Raw genomic sequence first — 26,045 nt, forward strand, 5'->3', positions numbered from 1 at the left:
CTGATGGCTGTTTAGATCTGAAGCCGGAAGCGAAATGGGACAAATTCATCTGGTGCGCCACGGGCAGGCCTCGTTCGGCAGCGCTAATTACGACCAGTTGTCGACGCTGGGTTACGAACAATCGCGCCTGCTGGGGCAGTGGTATGCCAGCCGCAAACAGACTTTTCAGCGTGTGATTGTGGGCGGCATGGAGCGCCACCAGCAGACTGCCGATGCCTGTCTGGCCGAATTGCCCAAGACCCTGCTACCGGAAGGGGAATGGCAGCACGATGCCGGTTTTGCCGAATTCGACCACCACCAAGTGATGCTGCGTCACTGTCCGGAATTCGGTGATCTGGCCATGTTCAAGCAGATGCTGGCCCGTCACGAGCAACCGCAGCGCGCGCTCGAGCACCTGTTCCGCGCCGCCGTGCAGCGCTGGATGAGCGGCTGGCATGACGATGATTACAGCGAGACCTGGCCCGCCTTCCGCCGCCGCACCATCGCGGCACTGGAACGGCTCGATGGCAACCATAGCAAACAGAGTACCATCGTCTTCACATCTGGCGGGGTAATCGCCACGCTGATGCAGCATCTACTGGGGCTGCAGGATTATCAGGTGATGGAGATGATGTGGACGCTGGTGAACGCTTCCGTGACCAAGCTGCTGCAGCGCCCCGGTGAATTCAGCGTCAGCTACTTGAATAACTATTCCCACCTCGAATGGCTGGGGCCACCGGGCACCGTCACCTACCGTTAAGCCAGAACCTGCGGCCGCCGCCCCGTTAGACTGAGCCGGAGCCTGTTCCGGCTGTATGTGCATACAGTATAATGCCGGCATGACGCAAGCATCTGCACAAGGTTTCATACTGACCCGCCACTGGCGCGATACGGCGCAGGGGACGGAGATCGAGTTCTGGCTGGCCACCGATGCCGGCCCGCAGAAAGTCCGTCTGACGGCGCAGACTTCGGTGGCGTTTGCCGAGGCCGAGCAGCGCGCCGCCATCGAAGCTTTGCTGACCCAGCAGCCGGGTATAGAGCTGCGCGAACTGGCGCTCAAATCCTTCCGCAATCAGCCTGTGATCGGCCTGTACGCCAGTCGCTACAAGCAGCTGACTGCCTTCGAGCGCACGCTGGGCGAACATGGCATTGCCCTGTACGAAGCCGATATCCGTCCGCCTGAACGCTATCTGATGGAGCGCTTTATCACCGCCGGTGTGCAGATCGAAGGCGGCCAGTGGCAGGGCCATGTGGTGCACAACTGCAAACTCAAACCTGCGCCCGATTACCGCCCTGCGCTGAAACTGGTATCGCTGGATATTGAAACCAGTGCGTTCGAGGATCTGTATTCGGTGGCGCTGGAAGGTTGTGGCCAGCGGCAGGTGTATATGCTGGGCGCGGCACCGGCCACGGCCGCTGCTGATTCACCGGTACCGGACTTTGCGCTGGAATACTGCGCCACTCCGCGCCAGCTCCTGGAAAAGCTCAACGCCTGGTTTGCCCTGCACGATCCCGATGTGCTGATAGGCTGGAATGTGGTGCAGTTCGATCTGCGCGTGCTGCAGAAGAACGCTGACAAGTACAAGGTGCCGCTGACGCTGGGACGCGAACGCAAGACCATCGAGTGGCGCGAGCATCCGGCCAAGCCCGGCTATATGTTTGCGCCCGTGGCAGGGCGCGTAGTGCTGGACGGGATCGATGCGCTGAAAGCAGCGTCGTGGAGCTTCCCGTCGTTCAGCCTCGAACATGTGTCGCAGGCTTTGCTAGGGGAAGGTAAGGACATCGGCGACGTGTATGACAAGATGGCCGAAATCGAGCGCCGCTTCCAGCACGATAAACCGGCACTGGCGTACTACAACCTGAAGGATTGCGAACTGGTCACGCGGATTTTCGCCAAAGCCAATCTGCTGGCCTTCATGATAGAACGCGCTACTGTCACAGGTCTGCAGGCCGATCATCTGGGCGGTTCGATCGCCGCGTTCTCGCACCACTATTTGCCGCGCATGCACCGCGAAGGCTATGTGGCGCCGAATGTGGGCGATGTGGCGGGCGGTGCTTCGCCGGGCGGCTTCGTGATGGATTCCAAACCGGGCCTGTACGATTCGGTGGTAGTGCTTGATTATAAAAGCCTGTACCCGTCGATTATCCGCACTTTTCTGGTCGACCCCGTCGGCCTGATCGAAGGCGAACATGCGAGCGATCCGGCCAGCGTGGTGGCCGGTGTCAACGGCACAGTGTTCTCGCGCCAGCGCCACTGCCTGCCCGAGATTACCACCCAGATCTGGAAGCAGCGCGATGCCGCCAAGCGCGCCAGGAACGAGCCGCTATCGCAGGCGCTCAAGCTGCTGATGAATTCCTTCTGTGGTGTGCTGGGAGCTACCGAGTGCCGCTTCTTCAATCCGCGCCTGATTTCTTCGGTCACGCTGCGTGGCCATCAGATGATGAAGCAGACGCGCGAACTGGTGGAAGCGCAGGGTTATGAAGTGATCTATGGCGATACGGATTCGATTTTCATCTGGCTGAAAAAGGAGTACGCCAATGATGAGGCGCTGGCGATAGGCGAAGCGCTGGTCAGCCAGATTAACGCTTGGTGGCGCGATATGCTGCAGCGTGAACTGGGGCTGGAGAGCCACCTCGAAATCGAGTTCGATACGCACTACCGCAAATTCTTCATGCCTACCATCCGTGGTACCGACATGGGCAGTAAGAAGCGCTATGCAGGGCTGACGCTGAACAGCCGCGGTGAAGATGAAGTGATCTACCGCGGGCTGGAAGTCGCACGCAGCGACTGGACGCGGCTGGCACAGCAGTTCCAGCAGGGGCTGTTCCTGCGCATCTTCAAAGGCCAGCCTTACGAGCAGTACATCCGCGATTATGTGCGCAGCACGCTGGCGGGCGAATATGACGAGTTACTGGTGTATCGCAAGCGCTTGCGGCACCGGCTCGACGAATACAAGGTGAATGTGCCGCCGCAGGTGCGGGCGGCGCGGTTGGCCGACCAGTACAACCAGAGTCTGAAGCGGCCCTTGCGTTATCAGCATGGCGGCTGGATCAGCTATGTGATGACGACGGGCGGGCCGGAGCCGCTGGAAGTGCTGCGTAGCCGGATCGACTACGAGCACTATCTGAGCAAGCAGCTACAGCCGATTGCCGACTCTATCCTGCTGCCGCTGCATGATAACTTTGCCCGTCTGACGACGGCGCAGGCCAGCCTGTTCTGAGCCGTGCGCGCATGCTGGCTAGCACCCGCGGCACGGCTCCGGCCCGATACATCAGGCCTGAGACATCATGCCTGACGTAGACGCGGACGGTCGTTGGCGGCCACCTGATCGAGTTTGAAAACGGCCATGGCCTGCGCCACGCTGCGGCTCTGTTCCGCCAGCGTGCCGGTCGCGGCAGCGGCTTCTTCCACCAGTGCTGCATTGCGCTGGGTGATGTCGTCGATGTTCACGACGGCCTGATTGACTTCGTAGATGCCCTGCACCTGTTCGCGCGTGGACGTGGTAATTTCATCCATCACCTGCGTGACTTTCTGCACCGAATAGATCACATCGCTCATGGTGGAACCGGCCGAATTGGTCAGCTGGGTACCGGCGCTGACTTTTTCGATCGACTGATCGATCAGCGTCTTGATTTCCTTGGCAGCGGTGGCGGAACGCTGGGCCAGTGCCCGCACTTCGCTGGCGACGACGGCAAAGCCCCGACCCTGCTCGCCGGCGCGGGCTGCTTCCACTGCAGCGTTGAGTGCCAGAATATTGGTCTGGAAGGCGATGCTGTCGATGATGCCGATAATGTCCAGTACCTTGTTGGACGAAGTGCTGATTTCATTCATGGTGGAGACCACCTGAGCAACGATGTTGCCGCCTTTTTCCGCCACCGCCGAAGCGCGCGCCGCCAGTTCATTGGCGCTGCTGATGCTGCCCGCGCTTTGCTGCAGGGTGGAATTGAGCTGCTCCATGCTGGCAGCGGTCTGCTGCAGGCTGGAAGCCTGCGATTCGGTGCGGTCGGAGAGATCGAGATTGCCACTGGCGATCTCGCTGGTCGACGCCGAAATTTTCTCGAAGCTCAGACGTACGTCGCCGATGATGCTGTGCAGGTTGACATTGGTCTGGCGGATGGCCGCCATCAGCTGGCCCATCTCATCGTTGCGGCGGATTTCGATTTTGCTGGCCAGATCGCCACCGGCCATTTTGCGCGCCGAAACGGTGGCAAACTGCAGCGGCCGCACGATACTGACATATAGCGTGCGCCAGAAGTTCAGCGCGACGGCGGCGCCGAACAGAGCGGCCCCCGTCATCCACGGGCTGGCGTTATTGGCGTAAAACACGGCTGCGAACAGCAGCATCAGCACCGTCAGGACCAGCGAATTCAGACGGGTAGCGCTGTGGATGCCCAGCCGGCAGGCTTCCTTGCAGCGTGCACGCAGATGGGTTTCGACGGCACGACCGTTGACGATGGCCATACGGCGCGGATTGCCCGCCTTGAATTCCTGATACAGCTGATCGGCCGCACGCACCTGTTCGCGGCTGGGTTTGGTACGCACCGACATATAGCCGGTGGGCTGGCCACGTTCGATCACTGGCGTGACGTTGGCCAGCACCCAGTAGTAATCGCCGTTCTTGCAGCGGTTCTTGACCATGCCGGTCCACGGCATGCCGGACTGGATGCAGCGCCACATATCGGCGAATGCTTCGGCCGGCATGTCCGGGTGGCGCAGGATGTTCTGCGGTGCGCCCAGTAGTTCGCTTTCCGTGTAGCCGCTGACTTCAACGAAGTAGGGGTTGGCAAACGTGATGTTTCCACGTAGATCGGTGGTCGAGACGATGGTGCGGCCATCCTCGATCAGGTGTTCATTCTGGGTGACGGGTAGATTGGTGCGCATGGCCTGCTCCCTGTAGCTGGATGGTCGAAACGGGCAGCTCGGCAGTAGTCGGAAACGCTAGCGGGCTGCAGATGGGAGCAATAATACACCCAAATCACCAAATTCGGTATTTGATTATGTCAAAAATCGATTGTAATGGTTTATTTGGTGAATTTGATGTTTAATTGTTTATGACAAATTAGTATTCAGCTATCTTTAAATTCGATCTGTATGGCTTGAACCTGGTCGGCCAGTGCATCGAGTGCCTGCACGCAGCGCAAGTCCAGTTTGCCGAGTTCGGCCATGTGATACAGCTCCTGCATGGCCTGCGCATGGCTCCATGGCTGCTTGTAGGGGCGCACGGTGGTGAGCGCATCGTAGATGTCGGCCACGCTGACGATGCGGGCAGAGACGGGGATGGCGTCGCCCCTGAGCCCGCACGGATAGCCGGAGCCATCGAGCAGTTCGTGGTGGCAGCCGACGATGTTGCGCAGTTCCACCGTATCGGGGAAGTCGCCCAGACCGAAATCCTCGATCAGCTTACCGATGATTTCCAGCCCCTTGTCCACATGGCTTTCCATGATCTGGCGTTCGGCAGCATCAAGGCTGCCCTGCTTGAGCAGGATGCTGTCCGGTATGCCGATCTTGCCGATGTCGTGCAGGGGCGCAAACCAGAACACGTGTTCGATGAACTCGTCGCTAAGCTGGTAGTGCGGGGCCACGGCGCTGGCGATCAGTTTGGCGTAGTGCGACATGCGCTGCAGGTGAGCACCCGTTTCGAAATCGCGCAGGTGGGCGAATTCGCAAGCCAGATGGGTGGAAGCGCGCAGCGAACGGATGGTTTCCACTTCGTTGGAAATGGTCATGGAAATCAGGTTGCTGTACAACAGCAAGTCGCGCTGGGTCTTTTCCGGAAACGCGTGCAACTGCAGCGAGTCGAAGAAAATAAACCCCAGCAGTCCGCGCTGGTCGTACATGGGCACTGTGAACGACGATTGGTAACCTTGATCTAGCAACCAGCGGGTATGCATGGTTTTCGGCTGCAGCGTATGCGACAGATCATCCAGCATGCGTACGCTGGCATCGCGCGCGAGCGCGCTCAGCGAGGGACTGTCCGCCAGCAGAAAGTGATAGGCGGGCAGGGCCTGACCACTGCGGGTGCTGTTGATGAAAGTGGTTAAAGTATCGTCGCTGCTGTCGTACAGCGCGCAGGCTATGCGTTCGATATGGGGCAGCGCCTGTAGCAGGCGGTCATGCAGCGCCTGCAGGCGGCCGCTGGCAGAAATATGCCCCGAGAGGAAGTGCTGCTGCAAGGAGTCTGCAGCAAGCGGCTTGGTCTGTGTGGACATGATAGAACTTTCCTTGCCAGAACGGGAGATTGATAGGTCTATGGTTAAATAGCTTTATGGCAATGTCAAGCTAAATCAGCAGCGCCAAAATGTTTCCTGCGCAGGGGACTGGCGTCACGCACCGCGCAGGCTGTCAGATGCTGGGTAGTTGAACTGTTTAGGTAGGTCATGTTACTGTGGTGCAATCTTGATCATCAGCCAAAGATGCTTACTGCGCCTTTACTTCGGATATGAATCAGCCTGTTTCGCCTTTCCGCATGAATCTGTACATGGTGCTGGGCACGATCTGCCTGCATGGTCTGGTGATGGTCGCCAACGAGTTATTTTTCCGCCGCGCCGAATTCCTGCAGGGGATAGGCTGGATTTATATTCCGGCCGGAACCCGGTTGCTGTGCACGCTACTGTTCGGCCGGGCCGGCGCGGTTGGCCTGCTGATTGCGGGCTGGTTTGCCTGCTACTGGTACTACTTCCCCGGCGATGCGATTCGGGCGACTTCGGGCACGCTGGCCGGTGCTATCGGGCCGTATCTGGTGTATGTGATCGCCCAGCGGCGCTATGGCCTGCAAGCCTCGCTGACGAATCTGACGGCGCGCCGTCTGCTGCTGTGCGCGCTTGGCTGTGCGCTGGCCAGTCCGCTGCTGCACCATATCTGGTTTGCCCTGCACGGTGACGATAATCTGCTGCCGGGCTTTATGGTCATGTTCATCGGCGATCTGGCCGGCGCGCTGATCGTGCTGTACACGGCGAAAGGGGTGCTGGCTTTGCTGCCGCGCCCGCAACGTTTGTCGTAAAGCCTGAACTGGTGCGCCAAAAACCGGTGTGCTAAAATTTATAACAATTATAACGGTCGCTGGCCTAGCGCCGCCTGAAAGTGAGCCATGACCATGCCTAAACGACCTGCCGATATCTATTTGCGCTTTCTGCAACTGGCGGATGCCCTGCGCGGCTTGCCGTCGTTGCCGCCGCTCGATCCGCTCGAGGAGCGCATACTGGCCATCGTGGCCAAGGCTAGTCAGGACGAGCAGCGCCTGTCCGTGCGCGACATGATGGCCAAGAAGGAACTAGGCGCGCCGGCAACGGTGCATAGCCGGCTGACTTCGATGCGGGAGAAAGGCTGGCTGATCCTGACGGACACCGAGGATGCGCGGCGCAAGCAGGTCGAACTGACACAAGCTGCCTTGCTGTATTTCGACAAACTGTCGAAGTGCATGCTGCAGGCGGCAAAGCAGGGTTAATCCGTTCTCAAATCGTTCATCTTGCTTTTTATTTAAATTGCTCTAAAATATAGAGCAATAATCCTGATCAGGAGGATAGACGTGGATACTGATGTGCAGGAGGGTCCGCCAACGCAGGATGCGGCTATCGAGCGGGCCTATGCCAAGTACATGGCGGCACTGGCGACGCATACGCAGCGACCGGCCGCGCCATTTTCCGGCGATAGCCGCGATTACCTGCTGGTGCCGACGGCGCCACCTGTGCCGGCTACGGGGACGCCAGTCAAATAAGCTGCGCCAAATCAGCGATAATGCGGCCTTCGCAAACCATATCAGGGCGCATTCATGAGCATCACCATCTATCACAATACTGCCTGCGGCACCTCGCGCAAGACGCTGGAAGCGATCCGCGCCAGCGGCGTAGAGCCGCAAATTATCGACTATGTAAAACAGCCGCCCACGCGCGCCGAACTGGAGCAGATGATTGCGCAAGCCGGCATCACGGTGCGTCAGGCTATGCGCAACAAGGGCGAACTGTACGAACAACTGGGGCTGGCCGATACCAGTCTGCCCGATGCCGCGCTGCTGGATGCCATGATGGCGCATCCGATCCTGATCGAGCGGCCGTTTGTGGTCAGCGACAAAGGTGTGCGGCTGTGCCGCCCCAGCGAACTGGTGCAGGAAATCCTGTAAAACACTTCGGGGTCAGGTCGGGCATTGGCGCAGAGCTCGCTATTAAACAAGCGAACTCTGCACCAATGCCCGACCTGACCCCGGGTAGGAATTAGTGGTTGCGGTGTACCGAGAAGTGCGCCAGCTGCTGCAGCGATGCTTTGTAGATGCTGTCCGGCAGGTCGGCAATGGCGGCGGCAGCGCGTTCGGCTGCTTCCACGGCCTGCTGGCGCGTGTAGTCCAGTGCGCCGCTGCTGGTGATGGCGGCCAGAATCGTGTCGAAGTGCTGCTCGTCGCCCTGTTCGATGCAGCTACGTACCAGCTCGCGCTGTTCCGGTGTGCCGTTTTCCATCAGGTAGATCAGCGGCAGGGTAGGTTTGCCTTCACGCAGGTCGTCGCCCACGTTCTTGCCGATTTCAGCAGCATCGCCGGCGTAGTCGAGCACGTCGTCGATCAGCTGGAAAGCCGTGCCCAGCGAACGGCCGTATTCGCCTGCCGCAGCGATCTGGGCATCGTTGCAGCCGGAGATCAGGGCACCCAGCTCGGCCGCCGCTTCGAACAGCTTGGCCGTTTTCGAGCGGATCACCTGCAGATAACGTTCCTGATTGACGTCCGGATCGTGCATGTTCAGCAGTTGCAGCACTTCGCCTTCGGCAATCACGTTGGTGGCGTCGGACAGGATCTGCATCACGCGCATATTGTTCAGGCTGACCATCATCTGGAACGAACGCGAATACAGGAAGTCGCCCACCAGCACGGAAGCGGCATTGCCGAACAGCGCGTTGGCAGTGGCGCGGCCACGGCGCAGCGAGGATTCGTCGACCACATCGTCATGCAGCAGGGTGGCGGTGTGGATGAATTCGACCACGGCGGCCAGTTCGTGATGGGCCGTACCCTTGTAGCCGTATGCATTGGCCACCAGCAGTACCAGCACAGGACGGATACGCTTGCCCCCGGCGCTGATGATGTATTCTGCAATCTGGTTGACGAGGCTGACCTCGGAATGCAGTTTCTGGCGGATCACCGTGTTGACTGCATCCATATCGGCTGCAATCGTTTGGGCGATGGTATTTTGTGGGGCGGTTTGGGTAGCGGCAGACAAGACGAACCTGTGCGGTGGACTATTAGTGGTCGTGATTATACGACATGCCCCTGCGCACAGGGGTATAGCCCGGCATGACAGTCAGGATAGTTTGCTAAAAAAACAGCATAATCAGGCCAGAATTTGACCTTGCAGGCCAACAAGCATGTCAGACATACCACGCCCCGGAAGATTTGTGAATAGTTTTTGACGCGAAAACCCATCCCATGTATAATCAGCGGTTCCCCGGTTTCCATGCTGTTGTTTTTGCGGGTGCCGGACGGAATTTTCTTAACATTTGATGAGGTTTCAAATCATGTACGCGGTCATAAAAACCGGTGGCAAACAGTATAAAGTTGTCGCTGGCGAAAAACTCAAAGTAGAACAGATACCTGCAGACATTGGTTCCGAACTCACTATCGACCAAGTCCTCGCCGTTGGCGAAGGCGAGAGCATCAAGTTCGGTGCTCCTCTGGTTGAAGGTGCGAAGGTACTGGTTACTGTTGTGGCACACGGTCGTCACGATAAAGTGAAGATTTTCAAGATGCGTCGTCGTAAGCACTACCAGAAGCATCAAGGCCATCGCCAAAATTACACCGAAATCCAAATCGTATCGATCAACGGCTAATCGCCGCTTGCCCGAGAATTAGTATCCAAGGAGTCTTAAATGGCACACAAAAAAGGCGGCGGCACTACGCGAAATGGTCGTGACTCAGAATCAAAACGTCTGGGCGTTAAAGTGTACGGCGGTCAATCGATCAACGCCGGCGGCATCATCATTCGTCAACGTGGCACCCCAGTGCGCGCTGGCGAAGGCGTAGGTACCGGCAAAGACCACACCCTGTTCGCTCTGGTGGACGGCAAGGTCAAGTTCGTGACCAAGGGCGTAGGCTCGAAGCAGTACGTTACCGTAGTAGCAGCGTAATCACGCTAGCGGCCCGCTGCGATGACGCGCGGGCTGATTTGTAAGGCGCAAGCCTTCAATCGAAAGGCTCTGCCCCAGGTAGAGCCTTTTTAGTTTTATGGCGGCACATTATGAAGTTTATCGACGAAGCAAAAATTGAAGTGATCGGTGGTGACGGCGGCAATGGTTGCGCCTCGTTTTGCCGTGAGAAATTCCGCCCGTTCGGCGGTCCTGACGGCGGCGATGGCGGCAAAGGCGGCTCGATCTGGGCAGTAGCAGACCGTAACATCAATACGCTGGTCGATTTCCGCTTCTCCAAAGTGCACCGCGCCAAAGATGGCGAATCGGGCCGTGGTGCCGACTGCTACGGCAAAGGCGCGGACGACGTGTTCCTGCGTATGCCGGTAGGCACCCTGATCATCGACGAAGCCAGTGGCGAAATCATGGCCGACCTGACCACGCACGGACAGCAGGAACTGCTGGCCAAAGGCGGCGAGGGCGGCTGGGGCAATATCCACTTCAAGACCTCGACCAACCGCGCCCCGCGTCAGAAGACCGAAGGCAAGGAAGGCGAGCGCCGCGAACTGCGCCTCGAACTGAAAATTCTGGCGGACGTGGGTCTGCTGGGGATGCCGAACGCCGGTAAATCGACCTTTATCACGGCCGTGTCGAACGCCCGTCCGAAGATCGCTGATTACCCGTTCACCACGCTGCACCCTAACCTCGGCGTAGTACGCGTGTCGCACGAAAAGAGCTTCGTGATCGCCGACATTCCGGGTCTGATCGAAGGCGCGGCCGAAGGTGCCGGTCTGGGTCACCAGTTCCTGCGTCACCTGCAGCGTACCGGCCTGCTGCTGCACATCGTCGATCTGGCACCGTTCGAAGCCAACGTCGATCCGGTCAAGGAAGCCAAGGCGCTGGTCAACGAACTGAAAAAATACGATGCCTCGCTGGTGGATAAACCACGCTGGCTGGTACTGAACAAACTGGACATGGTGCCGGAAGATGAGCGCGCCAAGAAGGTTAAGGACTTCATCAAGAAGTTCGGCTGGAAAGGGCCTGTGTTCGAGATCTCCGCACTGGGCCACGAAGGCACGCAGGAGCTGGTCAACGCCATCTATCTGCATCTGGAAGAGAAGAAGCATGGCGAGCAGCGTGCCGAAGAAGTGCACATGACGGAAGAGGCACGGGGCATCTCGTCGATCGATCCGGATGATCCGCGCTTCAAAATTATCGACTAAGTTTCGCACTAAGTCTCGACGTACCCTCTGCATCACCGGCATAATCAGTTATCCGCTGATTATGCCTTTCCACTCTGCGCCCGCGCTGCCATCGCAGCACGGGTGACTGCTAGCGGCAAAGCCGGGCGATCCGCCCCACACCATCACAGCGCTGTATGTTTTTGGTCTCGTGCCTTTCTGGCTCCGTGGCTGTCAAGCCCCGTGCCGAAGTTTTTCGTTCGCTTGTTTTGAGAGTTGCCGCATCATGAAATCCGTCATACAAAACGCCCAACGCATCATCATCAAAGTCGGTTCTTCGCTGGTCACCAACGATGGCCGTGGCCTCGACCATGAAGCCATTGCCCGCTGGGCTGCCCAGATTGCCGGCCTGCGCGCACTGGGCAAGCAGGTGGTGCTGGTCAGTTCCGGCGCGATTGCAGAAGGTATGCTGCGGCTCGGTTTCGAGCAGCGCCCGACGGATATCCATGAACTGCAGGCCTGCGCCGCGGTTGGTCAGATGGGACTGGCGCAGATTTACGAAACCAGTTTCCGCGCGCACCAGCTAGGCACGGCGCAAGTGCTGCTGACCCACGCCGATCTGGCGGATCGCGAACGCTATCTGAATGCCCGCTCCACCCTGACCACCTTGCTGCGGCTGGGCGTGGTCCCCATCATCAACGAGAACGATACGGTGGTGACGGACGAGATCAAGTTCGGTGATAACGATACGCTGGGCGCACTGGTGGCCAATCTGATCGAAGCCGATGCGCTGATTATCCTGACCGACCAGCATGGCCTGTACAGCGCCGATCCGCGCAAAGACCCTAACGCTGTGCTGATCCAGCAGGGCGCGGCCGGCGATCCGGCGCTGGAAGCCATGGCGGGCGGGGCTGGCAGCAGCATCGGCCGCGGCGGTATGCTGACCAAGATACTGGCCGCCAAGCGCGCCGCCAAATCCGGTGCCCACACCATTATTGCGTGGGGCCGTGACAGCGATGTGCTGGCGCGACTGGCGCAGGGCGAAGCGATCGGCACGCAGCTGGTGGCGCAGACGGGCCACCTGACGGCGCGTAAGCAGTGGATGGCCGACCATCTGCATACGGCAGGGCAGGTGGTGCTCGATGCGGGCGCCGTGCAGAAGCTGAGCAAGGAAGGCAAGTCGCTGCTGCCGATCGGTGTGATCGAAGTGAAGGGTGAATTCGGCCGCGGCGCCGTGATCACCTGCGTCAGCGAGCAGGGCGAAGCACTGGCGCGCGGCATCTCCAACTACAGCAGCACCGAAACGCGCCGCATCATGCGCAAGCCTTCCAGCGAAATCGAAGCATTGCTCGGTTACGTGGAAGGGCAGGAGCTGATCCACCGCGATAATCTGGTGCTGATCTAGAACGCCAGCATGCGCGGGCCGCGCAGCTGGATGCCGCGATAGCGGCGGTGGTAGATCATCAGGCCGGTAGCGGCAAGCAGCACGATAACGATCAGCGTCATGAACTCCTGTGGCGAGCGCACTACCGTGGCGACTGCATTCGAGCGCATGGTCGATGCTTCGAACTTCTTGCCCTGATACTGGGCGCCGATCACCAGTTCCTGATTGTTGATGGCATTGACCAGATACAGCCCGTGGCCACCGGGATGGACCGTCATCTTGCCGTCGCGGTAGACAAATGAACGGCGCTCGTCGCCGATCAGAATAGTGCCCACCACATGGCCCGCCGCGTTGATGGCGGTGGCGAAGCTGTCGCCGTAGCCTATCATGTCCCCCAGGTCGATCATGCTGCTACCGTCGTGCATAAAGGCATGCCAGCGCCCGCTGGCGGTGCTGGCGGCGCCCACTACGATGCCTTCGTCGTTGATGGCACTGGCCGAACTGGCGCGCCCACCCGGCAGGATGCCCAGATTGATCATGCCGCTGCCGGGGCGGTATAGGAAGGCGCGGCGGTTGCCGTCGCTGAGGGCCGCCGTGCCGACGATCTCGCCGTGGTTGTTGATGCTGCTGGCATAGCTGATATTGCCGCCCAGCGTGCCCAGATCGGTCAGCGTACCATCGGTGCTGGCCACGAAAGCATGGAAGTAGTTGTCGCTGGTGTCGGCAAAGCCGACCACCTGACCGGCCGTGTTGATGGCGGCCCCGTAACTGCTATTGCCGCCCAGCGTACCGAGGTCGCGCATGCCGCGCTCTTTGCTGTAGAGGAAGGCGCGCCACTGGCGGCGGCTGTTCTGCGCAGTACCGACCACGAGGCCGTCGGCATTGATACCTTTGGTGTAGCTCTCGGCACCACCGAGCGTGCCCAGTTCGATCACACGGCGGTCATACAGGATGGCGCGCTGGGTGCCTTCTTCGACGTTCTGGATGATGCCGGCCACTTGCCCGCGGGCGTTGATGTCGACCGCGATGCTGGCTTCGTCTTTGTTCACCGCGATGCCGAGCGGATGGATCTTCTCTGCCGCACAGATGCCGCTAGTACCAAACAGGAATACTGCCAAGACTATAGAACTGGTGGTTCGCAACATCGCGCATCTCCTTTTAAGTATTAGATATTCAACAAAGGGTAGTTGAATATATAACATCTAATTCGGAAACACAGCGAATTTTTAGCTACTTGATCTGGCTATTCAAATAGCCGGAATCTATTGCTGCAGCTGGCCTAATCGCGCCGCTTGCTACGCTTCAGGCGTCGGCAGGCGCAGGAGTTTTGCTGCGGTAGTCGCACAGATCGAGCTGCATGCAGTTCCAGCATTCCGGCTTACGCGCCTTGCAGGTGTATCGGCCATGCAGGATCAGCCAGTGGTGCGCATCGAGCAGGAATTCGCGCGGGACGAATTTGAGCAGCTTTTGTTCGACGATATCGACATTCTTGCCCGGCGCCAGACCCGTGCGGTTAGCTACGCGGAAGATGTGGGTATCCACTGCCATAGTGGGCTCGCCAAAGGCGGTGTTCAGCACCACGTTGGCCGTCTTGCGGCCTACGCCGGGCAGGGCCTCCAGCGCTTCGCGCTCGCGCGGCACTTCACCGCCATGCAGTTCCAGCAGCATGCGGCAGGTGGCGATCACGTTCTTGGCCTTGGTCTTGTACAGGCCTATGGTCTGGATGTAGCTCTTGAGTTCTTCTTCGCCCAGCGCGAGGATGGCGGCCGGGGTGTTCGCCACCGGATACAGCTTGCGCGTGGCCTTGTTGACGCCCACGTCGGTGGCCTGGGCCGACAGCAGCACGGCAATCAGCAGTTCGAACGGGGTGGTGTATTCCAGTTCCGTGACGGGTTTCGGGTTGGCGGCGCGGAAGCGCTCGAACATGGTCTGGCGGGTCTGCTTGTTCATGCGGTTTGGTGGTGTGGTCGGTGGTAAGGGAGAGCACGATAGCACTAGGTGGCTAGGCTTTGCCTTCGGCTTCCTTGCGCAGGCGCGCCCTTTCCATGGCGGCAGCGATGATGGCGCGCTTGCGTTCCTTTTCGGCGGCGTCGGCATCGGTGGCCGGATCGAGCGCTTCCACTGCCTTCATTTTGGCCACGGCTTTGGCAGCCAGGCGCGCATCGTTTTCATCCTTGTCGCGTTGCAGGCGCAGGGTGCGGAAATCGTGGCGTGCCCTTGCTGCTGCGGCCTGTTCTGCGTTCCAAGCCTGCCATCCGGTCTGCTCGGTGACGGGGGACATGACGATGCAGTCGACCGGACACGGGTTCACGCATAGATCGCAGCCGGTGCACAGATCGGGCACCACGGTGTGCATCAGTTTGGCCGCGCCGACGATGGCATCGACCGGGCAAGCCTGTATGCATAGCGTGCAGCCTATGCACAGGGCGGGATCGATGTAGGCCACGGCGCGCGGGCGCTCCAGACCGTTGACGGGATTCAGCGGTATGACGGGATAGCCGGTCAGGGCCGACAGGCGCTGTATGCCTTCTGCACCACCGGGCGGGCACTGGTTGATGCCGGCGCTACCTTTAGCGATCGCTTCTGCATACGGACGGCAACCGTCGTAGCCGCATTTGGTGCACTGGGTTTGCGGCAGCAGGTCTTCGATACGGTCAGCGAGAGTAGGAGTGGTAGACACAGTGGTGGGCACGTCAGCGTGACGGCTTAAAACGGGAAAGCGTCATTATCCAACAAATCGGCGGCCGATAGAAAAACGGGGCCGGATACGCTGCTGTATCAGCGTGATCCGGCCCCGTGCGGGCGCATGCAGTGCGGCGAGGCCGCCTGTGTTTAACCGTGCTTCTTGATGAACTCGGTGATTTTCGGGCACACCTGTTCGCGCCAGCGACGGCCCGAGAAGATGCCGTAGTGGCCGGCTTGCGGCGCCACGAAGTCCTGCTGCATATCGGCAGGGATATTGCAGCACAGGTCGTGCGCAGCCTGGGTCTGGCCAGCGCCGGAAATGTCGTCCAGTTCGCCTTCTACGGTGAACAGGGCCACCGTGGTGATGTCCTGTGGACGCACCAGTTTGCCGCCCACTTTCCACGTACCCTTAGGCAGTGCGTGTTCCTGGAACACGGTGCGGATGGTATCGAGGTAGTACTCGGCCGGCATGTCCAGCACGGCGTTGTATTCGTCGTAGAACTTGCGGTGGCTTTCTGCCGTTTCCTGATCGCCTTCCACCAGATGCATGTAGAACTCGCGGTGGCTCTGGGCATGGCGGCCCGGATTCATGGCGATGAAGCCGGCATGCTGCAGGAAGCCCGGATAGACCTTGCGGCCAAAGCCCGGATAGTTAGGCGGCACCGAATAGATCACGGTGTTTTCAAACCACGAGAATTTCTTCTCGACGGCCAGATTGTTCACCGCCGTCGGCGAGCGGCGCGGATCGATAGGGCCGCCCATCATGGTCATGGTCTTCGGCAGTTTCGGATCCTTGTCGCTGGCCATCAGCGAGATCGCCGCCAGCACGGGGACGGTAGGCTGGCAGACCGAGATCACGTGCAGGTCAGGGCCCAGCAGGCGGATGAAGTCCTGCACATAGTAGATGTAGTCGTCCAGATGGAAGGCGCCAGCCGACATCGGCACCATGCGCGCATCGGTCCAGTCGGTGATGTAGACGTCGTGATCGACCAGCAGGCCGCGCACGGTGTCGCGCAGCAGGGTGGAGTGGTGTCCCGACAACGGTGCCACCAGCAGCACGGTGGGCTGCTTGAGCGCCTTGATCTGCTTGTCACTGAGCGCCTTCTTGAAATGCAGCAGGCGGCAGAACGGTTTGTTAACGGTAACTTCTTCGACGATGCCTACCGTGCCATCCTGCAGATCGACGTAGTTAATGTCAAAAGCTGGTTTTTCGTAGTCTTTGCCGAGCCGGTACATCAGTTCGTAACCGGCAGCAATGCGCTGCGAGAAAGGCGTGTGTGCCAGTGGCGACACAGGGTTGGTGAACATTTTGGACGACGCGTCGGCCCACTGCATCAGCGGCGTGAGGAACGAGCGTTGCATTTCGTGAAGATGGTAGAGCATAGGATATCCCTAGAGCGAGCGTTTGATGCGGTGCACCAATTCCGTACATCATAAACCAATTATAGGACAGTTTGCCGTAATCGATTGCATTCCCAGATGCTGTCGAGCAAGTCTACGTGTTTTCCACAATGTTTTTGTGGCTCCAGTATGGCTTTGCTAAGGATGAAAAAAAAGCAGCGTTACCGCTGCTTTTCTGTAGGACGGGCGCTAGCCTTAGTCGAATACCGGGGTTTCCACGCCCAGCACTTTGTGCAGTTTCGGCGAGGTGGTGGTGTACTGCATGTGGATCTTCTTGTCCGGGAAGATGTATGGTGCAGCGCCGAAGGCCGCCAGAGCTGCTTCGTGGAAGCCCGACAGAATCAGCTTCTTCTTGCCCGGATAGGTGTTGATGTCGCCCACGGCGAAGATGCCCGGTACATTGGTTTCGAACTTCTCGGTGTTCATCACTTTGAGCTGGCGACGCTCGATGTCCAGACCCCATTCGGCGATCGGGCCCAGTTTCGGCGACAGACCGAAGAATACCAGCAGCATGTCCAGCGGTACGCGGCGGGTCACGCCGTCAGCGCCCGTGACTTTCAGTTCGCTCAGTTTGCCGTCTTTGGCTTCGAAGCCGGTGGCCTGACCGATGATCAGCTGCATTTCGTATTCGTCGCACAGAGCTTTCATCTTGGCGACCGAAGCTGGCGCAGCGCGGAATTCTTCGCGACGGTGCAGCAGCACCACGGATTCGGCCTTGCCGACGAAGTTCAGGGCCCAGTCCAGCGCCGAGTCGCCACCGCCGCAGATCACCAGATTCTTGCCTTCGAAGATGGCAGGATCTTTGACCTTGTAGTGCAGCTGGCTGCCTTCGAAGGCTTCGATGCCATCGACCTTGATGGTACGGGCCTGGAACGAACCCACGCCAGCGGCGATGAAGATGGTTTTGGTGATGAAACGGGTGCCGATGCTGGTTTCCACATCGAAGCGGCCATCGGCACGACGTTCGACCTTGGTCACTTCCTGACCCAGGTGGAAGGTTGGATCGAATGGTTCGATCTGTTTCAGCAGGTTGTCGGTCAGTTCCTGGCCGGTGCACGATGGCACGGCAGGGATGTCGTAGATCGGCTTGTCCGGATACAGTTCCACGCACTGTCCGCCCACTGCGCCCAGCGAATCGATCACGTGGGCTTTGATTTCCAGCAGGCCCAGTTCGAAGACCTGGAACAGGCCGACGGGGCCGGCGCCGATGATGACGGCATCGGCTTCGATGACGTCAGGGGTAGTGACAGTGCTATTCATACGTGGTTTCCTGTTATTTCAATAATGGTTGGGCAACACCGAGCTGCGCGGCGGCTGGTTACAGCTGTCGCGTGGGGCGCTGCCTGGTGCTACCTGTCCAGACGAAAGTCTTAGCGGACCAGCAGTTGCAGTTTTTCTTTAACGTCTTTGAACTGTTCTGCGTCGTCCAGTGCCGGAATGGTTTTGGTGATCGACGGCCAGCCGCGTGCCAGTTCGACGTTCAGCTTGATGAATTTCTGCTGATCGGCCGGCACATCTTCTTCTGCGAAGATCGCATTGACCGGGCATTCGGCCACGCAGACGGCGCAATCGATGCACTCATCCGGATCGATGGCGAGGAAATTCGGGCCCTGGCGGAAGCAATCTACCGGGCAAACATCGACGCAATCCGTGTAGCGGCAAGCGATGCAAGATTCGGTAACAACGTGAGTCATAACAGTCCTATCAATGTAGTGGTGCAGCGGCGTCGGCGGCGTGGCATAGCCCGGCTAACCTCGGCAAAGCACTGTATTTTAAGGTAATTCGCTATTTCTCACAAATTGCGCTTATATACAATACAAATAAGCAAATTCGTTTCCGGGGCGCGACAGGGGGCTGATCTGGCCGCAAATCGGGGTGTTGCAGCACGCTGCGCGGTACTGGCGGCATGTCAGTGCAACTGGCATGATGTCGGCTTTTTCAAGCAGAAGGAGTGGGCGATGGCCGACATTAACATCGTGCAGGCGCATCAGCTGGCGCCAGAGCAGGCGCGTGCAGCAGCACAGCAGGTAGTCGATAAACTGGCCGAACAGTTCGAACTGAGCTGCCGCTGGGAAGGGGATGAACTGCATTTCGACCGCACGGGCGTGAACGGTAAACTGACACTGGCACCGAACGAAGCGCGGGTACAGATCACGCTGGGCTTGTTCTATGGCGCTTTCGCCGGCGTGGTGGAAAGCAAGCTGAAAGACAAAATGGCGCGTGTATTTGCCGCCTAAAAAACGGGGTCAGGTCGGGCAAAGTGACAGACTCGACCATTTTCATGGATGAGATTGTCGCTTTGCCCGACCTGACCCCCGGTCGTTTTTGATTTACTTCAGATCTTCGATCAGGTCGATGTACTGCTGCTTGGCGTCGTCCTGCGAGGTGCCGGTCAGGGCAGCCCAGGCGTCGAATTTGGCGCGGCCTACCATGTCGGTAAAGCCGGGGCGGTCGCCCGTGGCGTCGCCGCTCGAAGCCTGTTTGAACAGGGCATAGATTTTCAGCAGCGTCATATTGTCCGGACGCTCAGGCAGGTTTTTCGAATCCAGCTGGGCTTGGGCAAATTGTGCATCTAAACTCATGGTGTCTCCTCAAGGGGCTTAATGGTGGCGCCATCATAACCCTAGCCGCGTGATTTGCTGCTAGAGGGACTCCTCAAAAACAGAGCGGCGGCCGCTGTCTGTAACAGGGGCCGCCGCTGCCGGTGCCCTGGCGGGCACTATGTTACGGACTACTTATTTTTTCTTGGTCGGGTTAACCGCCGATTTCAGGGTCGCGCCAGCCGAGAACTTAGGCGTTTTCGACGCTGCGATCTTGATCGCTTCGCCGGTAGCTGGGTTGCGGCCTTTACGGGCAGCGCGTTTAGCGACGGAGAAGGTGCCGAAGCCGGTGATGCCTACCGTGTCGCCTTTTTTCAGACGCTCGGTGATGATGGCGATCAGGGTGTTGACCGCGTTGTTGGCGGCAGCAGCGGACACGTCAGTGCGTTTCGCAAATTCTGCAATCAATTCGCCTTTTTTCATTACTACCTCCTTGGTTATTGGAGCGCGCAGATTAGCATAAATATTGTCAAATGTAATGGTTTCTCTTCGAAGTAAGCCATACAGTAGCTAGCGCGCCACGCTGCGACGCAAAAAAACGCCCGCCGTTACAGGCCGCAGCGTGTGCAGAAAAAGGTTTATGATGGCTGCATCATGGACCGAACCCCGCGTTTTTCCGATCAGACTATACAAGCCTACGCCGCCGGCGTACTTGATGCAGCCACTGTGCGTGCGCTGGAAGCGGCCATGCAGCACGATAGTGCGCTGGCGCTGCGGGTGGCGCAGTTACGGCGCAAGGCGATCGGTGCGGACAGCGCCAAGGCGGATGCCAAGGCAGGTGCCAAGGCGGGAGCCCAGGTGGTGCAACTGGCCGGCGTGCGGGCAGAACGGGCTGCTGCAGCGCGCAAGGCCGGCCAGCGTCGCTGGGGTGTGCTGGAATGGAGTGCGCTGGCCTTGGTGCTGGCGCTGGTAGGGGGCTTGATCCTGCTGGGTTACTACGGCAGTCGCGCGGGCTGGTGGCAGCAGACGGCGGCGCCTGCACCGAACGCTGCCAGTTCCGCCATCGCGCCGCTGGCCAGCCATGATGGCAGCCTGCTGGCACAGGGTAGCCTGTTGCTGGCGCTGAACCAGCAGCCGGGCGGCCGCATGACGCCGGACGGCGAAATCCGCATGGGACAGAGTTTTATGACAGGAGAAGGTAATTACTGTCGTAGTTTCAGCCTGCTGGGCATGCAGCAGGATCTGGCGGGACTGGCCTGCCGCGAAGAGGGCGCGTGGCAGATAGTGCTGCTGCAGCAGCACCGGCGCACGCAGCCGGCGCTGGGCGGCCATCGCAATGTGACGGGCGAGATGCCGGCGCTGCTGCAGGAGGCAATACGCCAGCGCAAGGCTGGCGCAGCGCTCGATGCGCAGGCCGAGGCGCTAGCGCTGCAGCGACGCTGGCAGCACTAACAGGTAGCACCAGCAGGTAGCACCAGCAGGTAGCACCAGCGCGCGTTAGCGCGGCACGGATCAGCGCAGCAGGCATTAGCGCCGCAGACGCTGGTCGGGACGGTAGCTAAGCGGCTGAGGCTGCACCGATGCCCGACCTGACCCCTCGGTATTTAGACGGCCAGCAGTTCGACGTCGAAGATCAGGGTGGCGTTCGGTGGAATTACGCCGCCAGCGCCGCGCGAGCCGTAGCCCAGATCGGAAGGGATGATCAGCTGGCGGCTGCCGCCCACTTTCATGCCTTGTACGCCTTCGTCCCAGCCACGGATCACCATGCCGGCGCCCAGGGCGAATTCGAACGGATCATTGCGGTCTTTGCTGGAATCGAATTTCGGGCCTTTGCTGCCGTCGTCGTTCTGCAGCCAGCCGGTGTAGTGCACGGTGACGTTCTGGCCAGCTTTGGCTTCGGCGCCTTCGCCCACGCTCAGTTCGATGTATTGCAGGCCGGAGCCGGTGGTAATGGTGCTCATATTATTCCTTCAGGAGTACGTTAAAGACAGGGCCGCATTGTAGCAGGGCGTGCGCCGGGCGGATTAATTGCGACAGCTTCCTTGCTGCCTGCCCGTTTGCACGTAAAATAAGCGTTTTGCCCCTACAAGCGATTTTTCCATGCTCCGCAGTTTACGCCGTATCGCCCTTTCCTGTGTCTGCGCCCTGACTGCCGTCAGCAGTGTGCAGGCCAATGTCGTTGTTGTGCTCAATTCGCGCGATGCGACTGTGCAGTTGCTCGATCAGGACACGTATAAAGATCTGTCGACTTTCCCGGTGGGCAAAGAGCCGCACCACCTGATGTCTACGCCCGATAACAAATCGCTGATCGTGGCTAGCTCGGTCGGTAACGAACTGATATTCCTCGATCCGAAAACCGGCCAGATCCAGCGCACCATCAAGGATATTCTCGATCCTTACCAGATCGGTTTTTCGCCCGACCAGAAGTGGCTGGTATCGAATTCGCTGCGGCTGGACCGGGTCGATCTGTACCGCTACGACGGCACCAACCTGACGCTGAGCAAGCGTCTGCCGCTGCCTAAGCTGCCTAGCCACATGGCGTTCAATGCGGCCAGCGATATGGTGTTCATTACCCAGCAGGGCAGCGACGAAGTCAGTGCCATCGACCTGAAAACCCAGGCCATCAAATGGACTATGCCAGTCGGCAAACTGCCGGCGGGGATCTCCATGACACCAGACGATAAGTATCTGCTGGTCGGCATCATGAGTAGCGATTATGTGGAAGTGATCGACTGGCGTACCCAGAAAATCGTGAAACGGATCAAAACGGGGCAGGGCACCCACAATTTCCGCGCTGCCGGCGATGGCCGTCACATTTTCGTTTCCAATCGGGTGTCGAATTCGATTAATATCATTGACCAGAAGACGCTGGAAAATGTGGGCCAGATTAATGTGCCCGGTGGTCCGGACTGTATGGAGGTGACGGCAGATGGTAAAACCATGTGGGCAACGCTGCGCTGGATTAAAAAAGTGGCCGTGATCGATATCCCTAGCCGCAAAGTCATCAAAATGATCCCTGTGGGGCGCTCGCCGCACGGGGTATTCTTCTTTAATTCCGCCCCCCGCATCTGATGCCGCGCGCTGCCACCCTGACCCTCTGCTTGCTGGCGCTGGCGCCGGCACTGTCGCAGGCTGAATCAGGCGTGGCACAGCGCGCTGCGGCCGCGCGTGCGGCTGGCATCGCTGCCGCCTATGGCTACCGGCCTGCTGCCGCGAGCGTCGCACCCGCTGCAGCGGCCGTTTCCGCTAAACCGGCCGCTCCACCGGCCGCTGCTGCCGGACCGACGCCCGCTGCATCCGGCGTGGCCACTGTCTCGAACCGCCCGGCTGCACCGGCGGCGGCCGCTGCCATGCTGGCCGTGATGCCCGCCGCCGTGGCCGCCTCGGTGCCGGCCGCCAGCGCCGCCAGAGCGGCCCAGTCTGCGCCCCAGTGCAAAGGCAATATCTACCTGACCTTCGATACGGGTAGTCAGGCACAGGCAGCGCTGATCGCCGAAACGCTGCAGAAGCACCATATCAAGGCCAGCTTCTTCCTCGCCAACGAAAAGACGGTGAACGGCGACTATTCGCTCGATCCGGCCTGGGGGCCGTACTGGAAGGCACGGCTGGCCGAAGGCCATGTGATCGGCTCGCACACGTTTGACCACGATGTGCTGGTGCGCGATGGTGCCGGCGGCAAGCTGGAAACCAAACCCGGTTTCGGCAGCAGTGCCGGTAAAGTCCGAGCACTGAGTCCCGAACAGTACTGCGAACAGATACGCCGGGTCGATCAGCGCTTCGTCGAACTGACCGGCAGCCACCTCGATCCGGTCTGGCGCGCCCCTGCGGGACGCACCTCGCCCCGTGCACTGGCCGCTGCACGCAGCTGCGGCTATACCCATGTGGGCTGGTCGCCGGCCGGTTTCTCTGGCGACGAGCTGTCCAGCGAAAAATACTCCAACGCCAGTCTGCTGGCCAAGTCGCTGCGCGAACTGCGCGCCGGCGATATCGTGCTGATTCACATGGGCATCTGGTCGCGCAAGGATGCCTGGGCGCCGGCCAATCTCGAACCACTGATCAAGGGACTGACGCAGAAGGGCTACTGCTTTGCCACCCTGCGCGATCATCCGGACTACTCTTCTTCTTTTAAACATCCATGATGCAGTTATTTTCCGACTGGCTGGGCATGGCCCAAGGCTGGCTGTTTGAATCCGTCGTACAACCGCTGGTATTCCAGCTGGGCTTAGGTGAATTTGTCGAAGAATCGTTCGAAGGCACGGAATGGCTGCTGATCGGCGCGCTCGAACTGCTGCTGCTGTTTCTGGTTCTGCGTCCGCTCGAAGCCCTGCTGCCGGTACACCGCATCAGTGACCCGCGCGCACGCTGGAACGATTTCCTCTATACGCTGCTGCACCGCATCGGCCTGTTCTCGCTACTGGTCTTCTTTACCCTTGATCCCCTGATGGATGCGCTGGCAGCGCAGTTGCGCTTCGAGAGTCTGCACCCGCTGAATCTGGAAAGCCTGCTGCCCGGTATCAGCCCGCTGGCCAGCTTCCTCGTGTATCTGGTGGTGCTGGACTTCTTCGATTACTGGTACCACCGCGCCGAGCACCATTTCAACTGGTGGTGGGGCCTGCACGGTCTGCACCACAGCCAGCAGAACATGAACCTGTGGAGTGATAACCGCAACCACCTGCTGGACGATCTGCTGCGCGATATCTATATGGCGCTGATCGCTCTGTTCATCGGGGTGGAACCGGCCCAGTACGTGGTGCTGGTCTCCGTCTCGCGCATTCTGCAAAGCCTGCAGCATGCCAATGTGCGCATCCATTTTGGCTGGCTGGGCGAGCGCCTGCTGGTATCGCCGCGCTATCACCGTCACCACCATGCCATCGGCCATGGCCACGAAAGCCATGGCGCCGGTACGCTGGGCGGCTGCAATTTTGCCGTGCTGCTGCCCATATGGGACATCCTGTTCGGTACCGCCCGTTTCACCAGCGAGTTTGCGGCCACCGGCATCCGTGACCAGTTGCCGCACACCGATGCGCAGGGGCGCCAGATCGCCGGGCGCGATTACGGTAGCGGCTTCTGGGCGCAGCAGTGGCTGGGCCTGAAGCGCATGGTGGAGTATGCCGGCAAGGATGTGGTCTGATGGGCGCCGTGCTGCGTAGCTGGGGGCTGGCCTTTGGTGCGCAGTGGCATCCGCGTCTGCTGGCCATGAGCGTGCTGCCCTTCCTGCTGGCGCTGGCCGTGTGGGCGGTGCTGCTGTATCTGGGCCTGCAGCCGCTGATCGATTATCTGCATGCGCTGTTCACTGAATACGACGGCTTTGCCCGTAGTGGCAGCATTCTCACGACACTGGGACTGGCCACGCTGAAAACCGTGGTGGTGCCGCTGATCGCCATGCTGGCGCTGCTGCCCCTGATGATACTGACGGCGCTGGTGTTTATCGGCGTGGTGGCGATGCCGCTGATTGGCCGTCATGTGGGCCGGCGCCGCTATCCGGCGCTGGCGCAGCGCAAGGGCGGCAGTCTGCTGGGCAGCCTAGGCACGACGCTGGGCGGCATGCTGATCTTTATCGGCCTGTGGCTGCTGACGCTGCCCCTGTATGCCTTCCCGCCGCTGGCCGTGCTGACGCAGGCGCTGCTGTGGGGCTGGCTGACCATGCGGGTGATGGTGTACGACGCGCTGGCCGACTACGCCACCGCTGAGGAACGCCGCCAGATTCTGCGACAGCACCGTGGCCGGCTGCTGCTGATCGGGGTGATCTCCGGCGCGGCCGGTGCTTTGCCCGGCGCCCTGTGGCTGGGCGGAGTGATGGCAGTGGTGCTGTTCCCGTTTCTAGCGGCCGCCTCGATCTGGCTGTATGTACTGATTTTTATCTTCACCGGCCTGTGGTTTGCATATTATTGTCTGGAAGCGCTGGCGCAACTGCGTGCCGGCGCAGCGCTGCAGGGCGCAGAATTGATCGACGCTTGAAGGGAGTAGGACGGTTATGGCGATAGGCTTGATTATCATCGGCGACGAAATTCTGTCGGGGCGGCGGCACGACCAGCACTTCCCTAAAGTGCTGCAGATACTGGCTGCGCGCGGTCTGCAGCTAGGCTGGGCGGAAATTCTGCCGGACGATCCGCAGCGCATCACGGCCACGCTCAAGCGCACTTTCGCCAGCCACGATATCGTGTTCTGCTGCGGCGGCATCGGTGCCACACCGGATGATCACACGCGTCAGGCCGCGGCCGATGCGCTGGGGCTACCGCTGGTGCTGCATGAAGAAGGCAAGCGCAACATCCAGCAGCGTATCCTGCAGATGGGTTACGAGTCGGGGCAGGCGGCCGATCTGGACTCGGCGGAAAATCTGCACCGCCTGAAGATGGCGGAGTTTGCCGAAGGGGCGCAACTGATTCCCAATCCGTACAACAATATCGCCGGATTCTCGCTGCGCCAGCACTATTTCGTGCCGGGCTTCCCCGTCATGGCATGGCCTATGATCGAGTGGGTACTGGACCAGCATTATTCCCATCTGTACAACCGCGCGCCCCGGATCGAGCAGTCGGTGCTGGTGTATGGTACGGCCGAATCGGCACTGACGCCGCTGATGCAGATGCTGGAAGCCGATTATCCGGGCGTGAAAATTTTCAGCCTGCCCAGCGTGGGCGATGAGCAGACCCGGCGCCATATTGAACTGGGCGTCAAAGGTGAACCGGTGCAGACGGCCGCAGCGTTCCGTCAACTGTGCGCGGAACTGACGAAACTCCATGTAGAGTTCAGCAACATCTAGTGTTGCGGTGATAAGA

The 26,045-nt window shown here is 59.7% G+C and carries 29 protein-coding genes; 17 read left to right on the plus strand and 12 right to left on the minus strand.

Annotated features, from left to right (window positions below; all coding sequences use genetic code 11):
• Positions 1-34: 34 nt before the first annotated feature.
• Both ABNT42_RS18550 and ABNT42_RS18555 read left to right on the plus strand, forming a co-directional pair.
• Positions 35-739 (plus strand): histidine phosphatase family protein, encoded by a 705-nt coding sequence (locus ABNT42_RS18550; protein WP_348699454.1) that lies wholly within the window; start codon positions 35-37, stop codon positions 737-739.
• 79 nt (positions 740-818) lie between these two features.
• Positions 819-3,200, plus strand: coding sequence for a DNA polymerase II (locus tag ABNT42_RS18555; RefSeq protein ID WP_348699456.1), 2,382 nt, complete (start codon positions 819-821; stop codon positions 3,198-3,200).
• 65 nt (positions 3,201-3,265) lie between these two features.
• Here ABNT42_RS18555 and ABNT42_RS18560 read toward each other — a convergent pair whose 3' ends face one another.
• The gene (locus ABNT42_RS18560) at positions 3,266-4,861 is read right to left on the minus strand and encodes a methyl-accepting chemotaxis protein (RefSeq protein WP_348699458.1); all 1,596 of its coding nucleotides are present in this window, start codon (positions 4,859-4,861) and stop codon (positions 3,266-3,268) included.
• Between the two features lie 185 nt (positions 4,862-5,046).
• On the minus strand, positions 5,047-6,189 hold the full coding sequence (locus tag ABNT42_RS18565; RefSeq protein ID WP_348699460.1) for an HD domain-containing phosphohydrolase: 1,143 nt from the start codon (positions 6,187-6,189) through the stop codon (positions 5,047-5,049).
• 230 nt (positions 6,190-6,419) lie between these two features.
• On the opposite strand from ABNT42_RS18565, the gene ABNT42_RS18570 reads away from it, so the two are divergent.
• The 4 genes from ABNT42_RS18570 (at position 6,420) to arsC (ending at position 8,096) form a co-directional block, all read left to right on the plus strand.
• On the plus strand, positions 6,420-6,980 hold the full coding sequence (locus ABNT42_RS18570; RefSeq protein WP_348699462.1) for a hypothetical protein: 561 nt from the start codon (positions 6,420-6,422) through the stop codon (positions 6,978-6,980).
• Between the two features lie 87 nt (positions 6,981-7,067).
• The gene (locus ABNT42_RS18575) at positions 7,068-7,424 is read left to right on the plus strand and encodes a winged helix-turn-helix domain-containing protein (RefSeq protein ID WP_348699464.1); all 357 of its coding nucleotides are present in this window, start codon (positions 7,068-7,070) and stop codon (positions 7,422-7,424) included.
• An 81-nt stretch (positions 7,425-7,505) separates the two neighbouring features.
• Complete coding sequence (locus tag ABNT42_RS18580; protein ID WP_348699466.1) at positions 7,506-7,694, plus strand: hypothetical protein; 189 nt, start codon at positions 7,506-7,508, stop codon at positions 7,692-7,694.
• Between the two features lie 54 nt (positions 7,695-7,748).
• Positions 7,749-8,096 carry an arsenate reductase (glutaredoxin) gene (gene arsC / locus ABNT42_RS18585; protein WP_348699468.1) on the plus strand — a complete coding sequence of 116 codons (348 nt, stop codon included), beginning with the start codon at positions 7,749-7,751 and terminating at the stop codon, positions 8,094-8,096.
• Positions 8,097-8,187: 91 nt separating this feature from the next.
• On the opposite strand, the gene ispB is transcribed toward arsC, so the two are convergent.
• Positions 8,188-9,177, minus strand: a complete 990-nt coding sequence (gene ispB / locus ABNT42_RS18590; RefSeq protein ID WP_348699470.1) for an octaprenyl diphosphate synthase — start codon at positions 9,175-9,177, stop codon at positions 8,188-8,190.
• A gap of 295 nt (positions 9,178-9,472) precedes the next feature.
• Here ispB and rplU point away from each other — a divergent pair, with 295 nt between their 5' ends.
• The 4 genes from rplU (at position 9,473) to proB (ending at position 12,664) form a co-directional block, all read left to right on the plus strand.
• Positions 9,473-9,784, plus strand: coding sequence for a 50S ribosomal protein L21 (rplU, locus tag ABNT42_RS18595; RefSeq protein WP_008445658.1), 312 nt, complete (start codon positions 9,473-9,475; stop codon positions 9,782-9,784).
• 39 nt (positions 9,785-9,823) lie between these two features.
• Complete coding sequence (gene rpmA, locus ABNT42_RS18600; protein WP_155434452.1) at positions 9,824-10,081, plus strand: 50S ribosomal protein L27; 258 nt, start codon at positions 9,824-9,826, stop codon at positions 10,079-10,081.
• A 110-nt stretch (positions 10,082-10,191) separates the two neighbouring features.
• Positions 10,192-11,301: a GTPase ObgE gene (obgE, locus tag ABNT42_RS18605; RefSeq protein ID WP_348699473.1), complete on the plus strand. Its 1,110-nt coding sequence runs from the start codon at positions 10,192-10,194 to the stop codon at positions 11,299-11,301.
• A 244-nt stretch (positions 11,302-11,545) separates the two neighbouring features.
• Positions 11,546-12,664 (plus strand): glutamate 5-kinase, encoded by a 1,119-nt coding sequence (proB, locus tag ABNT42_RS18610; protein WP_348699474.1) that lies wholly within the window; start codon positions 11,546-11,548, stop codon positions 12,662-12,664.
• On the opposite strand, the gene ABNT42_RS18615 is transcribed toward proB, so the two are convergent.
• The 6 genes from ABNT42_RS18615 to fdxA form a co-directional block, all read right to left on the minus strand.
• A complete protein-coding gene (locus ABNT42_RS18615; protein WP_348699475.1) occupies positions 12,661-13,788 on the minus strand; it encodes a DUF3466 family protein in 1,128 nt (375 codons plus the stop codon). The two genes, proB and ABNT42_RS18615, sit on opposite strands and share 4 nt — an antisense overlap.
• A 157-nt stretch (positions 13,789-13,945) precedes the next feature.
• Positions 13,946-14,593, minus strand: a complete 648-nt coding sequence (nth, locus tag ABNT42_RS18620; protein ID WP_348699476.1) for an endonuclease III — start codon at positions 14,591-14,593, stop codon at positions 13,946-13,948.
• Between the two features lie 52 nt (positions 14,594-14,645).
• On the minus strand, positions 14,646-15,323 hold the full coding sequence (gene rsxB / locus ABNT42_RS18625) for an electron transport complex subunit RsxB (protein WP_348699478.1): 678 nt from the start codon (positions 15,321-15,323) through the stop codon (positions 14,646-14,648).
• Positions 15,324-15,475: 152 nt separating this feature from the next.
• A complete protein-coding gene (gene phaZ / locus ABNT42_RS18630) occupies positions 15,476-16,711 on the minus strand; it encodes a polyhydroxyalkanoate depolymerase (RefSeq protein WP_348699480.1) in 1,236 nt (411 codons plus the stop codon).
• A gap of 213 nt (positions 16,712-16,924) precedes the next feature.
• Entirely contained in the window at positions 16,925-17,989 is a 1,065-nt protein-coding gene (locus tag ABNT42_RS18635; RefSeq protein ID WP_348699482.1) for an NAD(P)/FAD-dependent oxidoreductase, read from the minus strand.
• A gap of 110 nt (positions 17,990-18,099) precedes the next feature.
• A complete protein-coding gene (fdxA, locus tag ABNT42_RS18640) occupies positions 18,100-18,423 on the minus strand; it encodes a ferredoxin FdxA (RefSeq protein WP_348699484.1) in 324 nt (107 codons plus the stop codon).
• Positions 18,424-18,687: 264 nt separating this feature from the next.
• Here fdxA and ABNT42_RS18645 point away from each other — a divergent pair, with 264 nt between their 5' ends.
• Positions 18,688-18,966 carry a polyhydroxyalkanoic acid system family protein gene (locus tag ABNT42_RS18645; protein WP_348699486.1) on the plus strand — a complete coding sequence of 93 codons (279 nt, stop codon included), beginning with the start codon at positions 18,688-18,690 and terminating at the stop codon, positions 18,964-18,966.
• A 93-nt stretch (positions 18,967-19,059) separates the two neighbouring features.
• On the opposite strand, the gene ABNT42_RS18650 is transcribed toward ABNT42_RS18645, so the two are convergent.
• Entirely contained in the window at positions 19,060-19,311 is a 252-nt protein-coding gene (locus tag ABNT42_RS18650) for an acyl-CoA-binding protein (RefSeq protein WP_348699488.1), read from the minus strand.
• Between the two features lie 153 nt (positions 19,312-19,464).
• The gene (locus tag ABNT42_RS18655; protein ID WP_155434464.1) at positions 19,465-19,752 is read right to left on the minus strand and encodes an HU family DNA-binding protein; all 288 of its coding nucleotides are present in this window, start codon (positions 19,750-19,752) and stop codon (positions 19,465-19,467) included.
• A gap of 171 nt (positions 19,753-19,923) precedes the next feature.
• On the opposite strand from ABNT42_RS18655, the gene ABNT42_RS18660 reads away from it, so the two are divergent.
• Positions 19,924-20,721 (plus strand): hypothetical protein, encoded by a 798-nt coding sequence (locus tag ABNT42_RS18660; RefSeq protein WP_348699491.1) that lies wholly within the window; start codon positions 19,924-19,926, stop codon positions 20,719-20,721.
• A gap of 152 nt (positions 20,722-20,873) precedes the next feature.
• Here the strand turns inward: ABNT42_RS18660 and ABNT42_RS18665 are convergent, their stop codons facing one another.
• Positions 20,874-21,230, minus strand: coding sequence for an FKBP-type peptidyl-prolyl cis-trans isomerase (locus tag ABNT42_RS18665; RefSeq protein WP_348699493.1), 357 nt, complete (start codon positions 21,228-21,230; stop codon positions 20,874-20,876).
• Positions 21,231-21,369: 139 nt separating this feature from the next.
• Here ABNT42_RS18665 and ABNT42_RS18670 point away from each other — a divergent pair, with 139 nt between their 5' ends.
• The 5 genes from ABNT42_RS18670 (at position 21,370) to ABNT42_RS18690 (ending at position 26,029) form a co-directional block, all read left to right on the plus strand.
• Positions 21,370-22,341 (plus strand): cytochrome D1 domain-containing protein, encoded by a 972-nt coding sequence (locus ABNT42_RS18670; protein WP_348699495.1) that lies wholly within the window; start codon positions 21,370-21,372, stop codon positions 22,339-22,341.
• A 278-nt stretch (positions 22,342-22,619) separates the two neighbouring features.
• On the plus strand, positions 22,620-23,408 hold the full coding sequence (locus ABNT42_RS18675) for a polysaccharide deacetylase family protein (RefSeq protein WP_348700128.1): 789 nt from the start codon (positions 22,620-22,622) through the stop codon (positions 23,406-23,408).
• A complete protein-coding gene (locus tag ABNT42_RS18680) occupies positions 23,405-24,400 on the plus strand; it encodes a sterol desaturase family protein (protein ID WP_348699496.1) in 996 nt (331 codons plus the stop codon). The genes ABNT42_RS18675 and ABNT42_RS18680 overlap by 4 nt, the downstream gene beginning before the upstream one ends.
• Positions 24,400-25,227, plus strand: coding sequence for an EI24 domain-containing protein (locus ABNT42_RS18685; RefSeq protein ID WP_348699498.1), 828 nt, complete (start codon positions 24,400-24,402; stop codon positions 25,225-25,227). Before ABNT42_RS18680 ends, ABNT42_RS18685 begins: the two co-directional genes overlap by 1 nt.
• Before the next feature lie 16 nt (positions 25,228-25,243).
• Entirely contained in the window at positions 25,244-26,029 is a 786-nt protein-coding gene (locus ABNT42_RS18690) for a molybdopterin-binding protein (RefSeq protein WP_348699500.1), read from the plus strand.
• The last annotated feature ends 16 nt before the right edge of the window (positions 26,030-26,045 follow it).

Source organism: Duganella fentianensis, assembly GCF_964031615.1.
Lineage (GTDB): Bacteria > Pseudomonadota > Gammaproteobacteria > Burkholderiales > Burkholderiaceae_D > Rugamonas > Rugamonas fentianensis_A.

Coding starts and splice junctions, on each gene's coding strand:
- ABNT42_RS18550 (WP_348699454.1), top strand. CDS start 35: ATGGGACAAATTCATCTGGTGCGCCACGGGCAGGCCTCGTTCGGCAGC.
- ABNT42_RS18555 (WP_348699456.1), top strand. CDS start 819: ATGACGCAAGCATCTGCACAAGGTTTCATACTGACCCGCCACTGGCGC.
- ABNT42_RS18560 (WP_348699458.1), bottom strand. CDS start 4,861: ATGCGCACCAATCTACCCGTCACCCAGAATGAACACCTGATCGAGGAT.
- ABNT42_RS18565 (WP_348699460.1), bottom strand. CDS start 6,189: ATGTCCACACAGACCAAGCCGCTTGCTGCAGACTCCTTGCAGCAGCAC.
- ABNT42_RS18570 (WP_348699462.1), top strand. CDS start 6,420: ATGAATCAGCCTGTTTCGCCTTTCCGCATGAATCTGTACATGGTGCTG.
- ABNT42_RS18575 (WP_348699464.1), top strand. CDS start 7,068: ATGACCATGCCTAAACGACCTGCCGATATCTATTTGCGCTTTCTGCAA.
- arsC (WP_348699468.1), top strand. CDS start 7,749: ATGAGCATCACCATCTATCACAATACTGCCTGCGGCACCTCGCGCAAG.
- rplU (WP_008445658.1), top strand. CDS start 9,473: ATGTACGCGGTCATAAAAACCGGTGGCAAACAGTATAAAGTTGTCGCT.
- rpmA (WP_155434452.1), top strand. CDS start 9,824: ATGGCACACAAAAAAGGCGGCGGCACTACGCGAAATGGTCGTGACTCA.
- obgE (WP_348699473.1), top strand. CDS start 10,192: ATGAAGTTTATCGACGAAGCAAAAATTGAAGTGATCGGTGGTGACGGC.
- proB (WP_348699474.1), top strand. CDS start 11,546: ATGAAATCCGTCATACAAAACGCCCAACGCATCATCATCAAAGTCGGT.
- ABNT42_RS18615 (WP_348699475.1), bottom strand. CDS start 13,788: ATGTTGCGAACCACCAGTTCTATAGTCTTGGCAGTATTCCTGTTTGGT.
- nth (WP_348699476.1), bottom strand. CDS start 14,593: ATGAACAAGCAGACCCGCCAGACCATGTTCGAGCGCTTCCGCGCCGCC.
- phaZ (WP_348699480.1), bottom strand. CDS start 16,711: ATGCTCTACCATCTTCACGAAATGCAACGCTCGTTCCTCACGCCGCTG.
- ABNT42_RS18635 (WP_348699482.1), bottom strand. CDS start 17,989: ATGAATAGCACTGTCACTACCCCTGACGTCATCGAAGCCGATGCCGTC.
- fdxA (WP_348699484.1), bottom strand. CDS start 18,423: ATGACTCACGTTGTTACCGAATCTTGCATCGCTTGCCGCTACACGGAT.
- ABNT42_RS18645 (WP_348699486.1), top strand. CDS start 18,688: ATGGCCGACATTAACATCGTGCAGGCGCATCAGCTGGCGCCAGAGCAG.
- ABNT42_RS18650 (WP_348699488.1), bottom strand. CDS start 19,311: ATGAGTTTAGATGCACAATTTGCCCAAGCCCAGCTGGATTCGAAAAAC.
- ABNT42_RS18655 (WP_155434464.1), bottom strand. CDS start 19,752: ATGAAAAAAGGCGAATTGATTGCAGAATTTGCGAAACGCACTGACGTG.
- ABNT42_RS18660 (WP_348699491.1), top strand. CDS start 19,924: ATGGACCGAACCCCGCGTTTTTCCGATCAGACTATACAAGCCTACGCC.
- ABNT42_RS18665 (WP_348699493.1), bottom strand. CDS start 21,230: ATGAGCACCATTACCACCGGCTCCGGCCTGCAATACATCGAACTGAGC.
- ABNT42_RS18670 (WP_348699495.1), top strand. CDS start 21,370: ATGCTCCGCAGTTTACGCCGTATCGCCCTTTCCTGTGTCTGCGCCCTG.
- ABNT42_RS18675 (WP_348700128.1), top strand. CDS start 22,620: ATGCTGGCCGTGATGCCCGCCGCCGTGGCCGCCTCGGTGCCGGCCGCC.
- ABNT42_RS18680 (WP_348699496.1), top strand. CDS start 23,405: ATGATGCAGTTATTTTCCGACTGGCTGGGCATGGCCCAAGGCTGGCTG.
- ABNT42_RS18685 (WP_348699498.1), top strand. CDS start 24,400: ATGGGCGCCGTGCTGCGTAGCTGGGGGCTGGCCTTTGGTGCGCAGTGG.
- ABNT42_RS18690 (WP_348699500.1), top strand. CDS start 25,244: ATGGCGATAGGCTTGATTATCATCGGCGACGAAATTCTGTCGGGGCGG.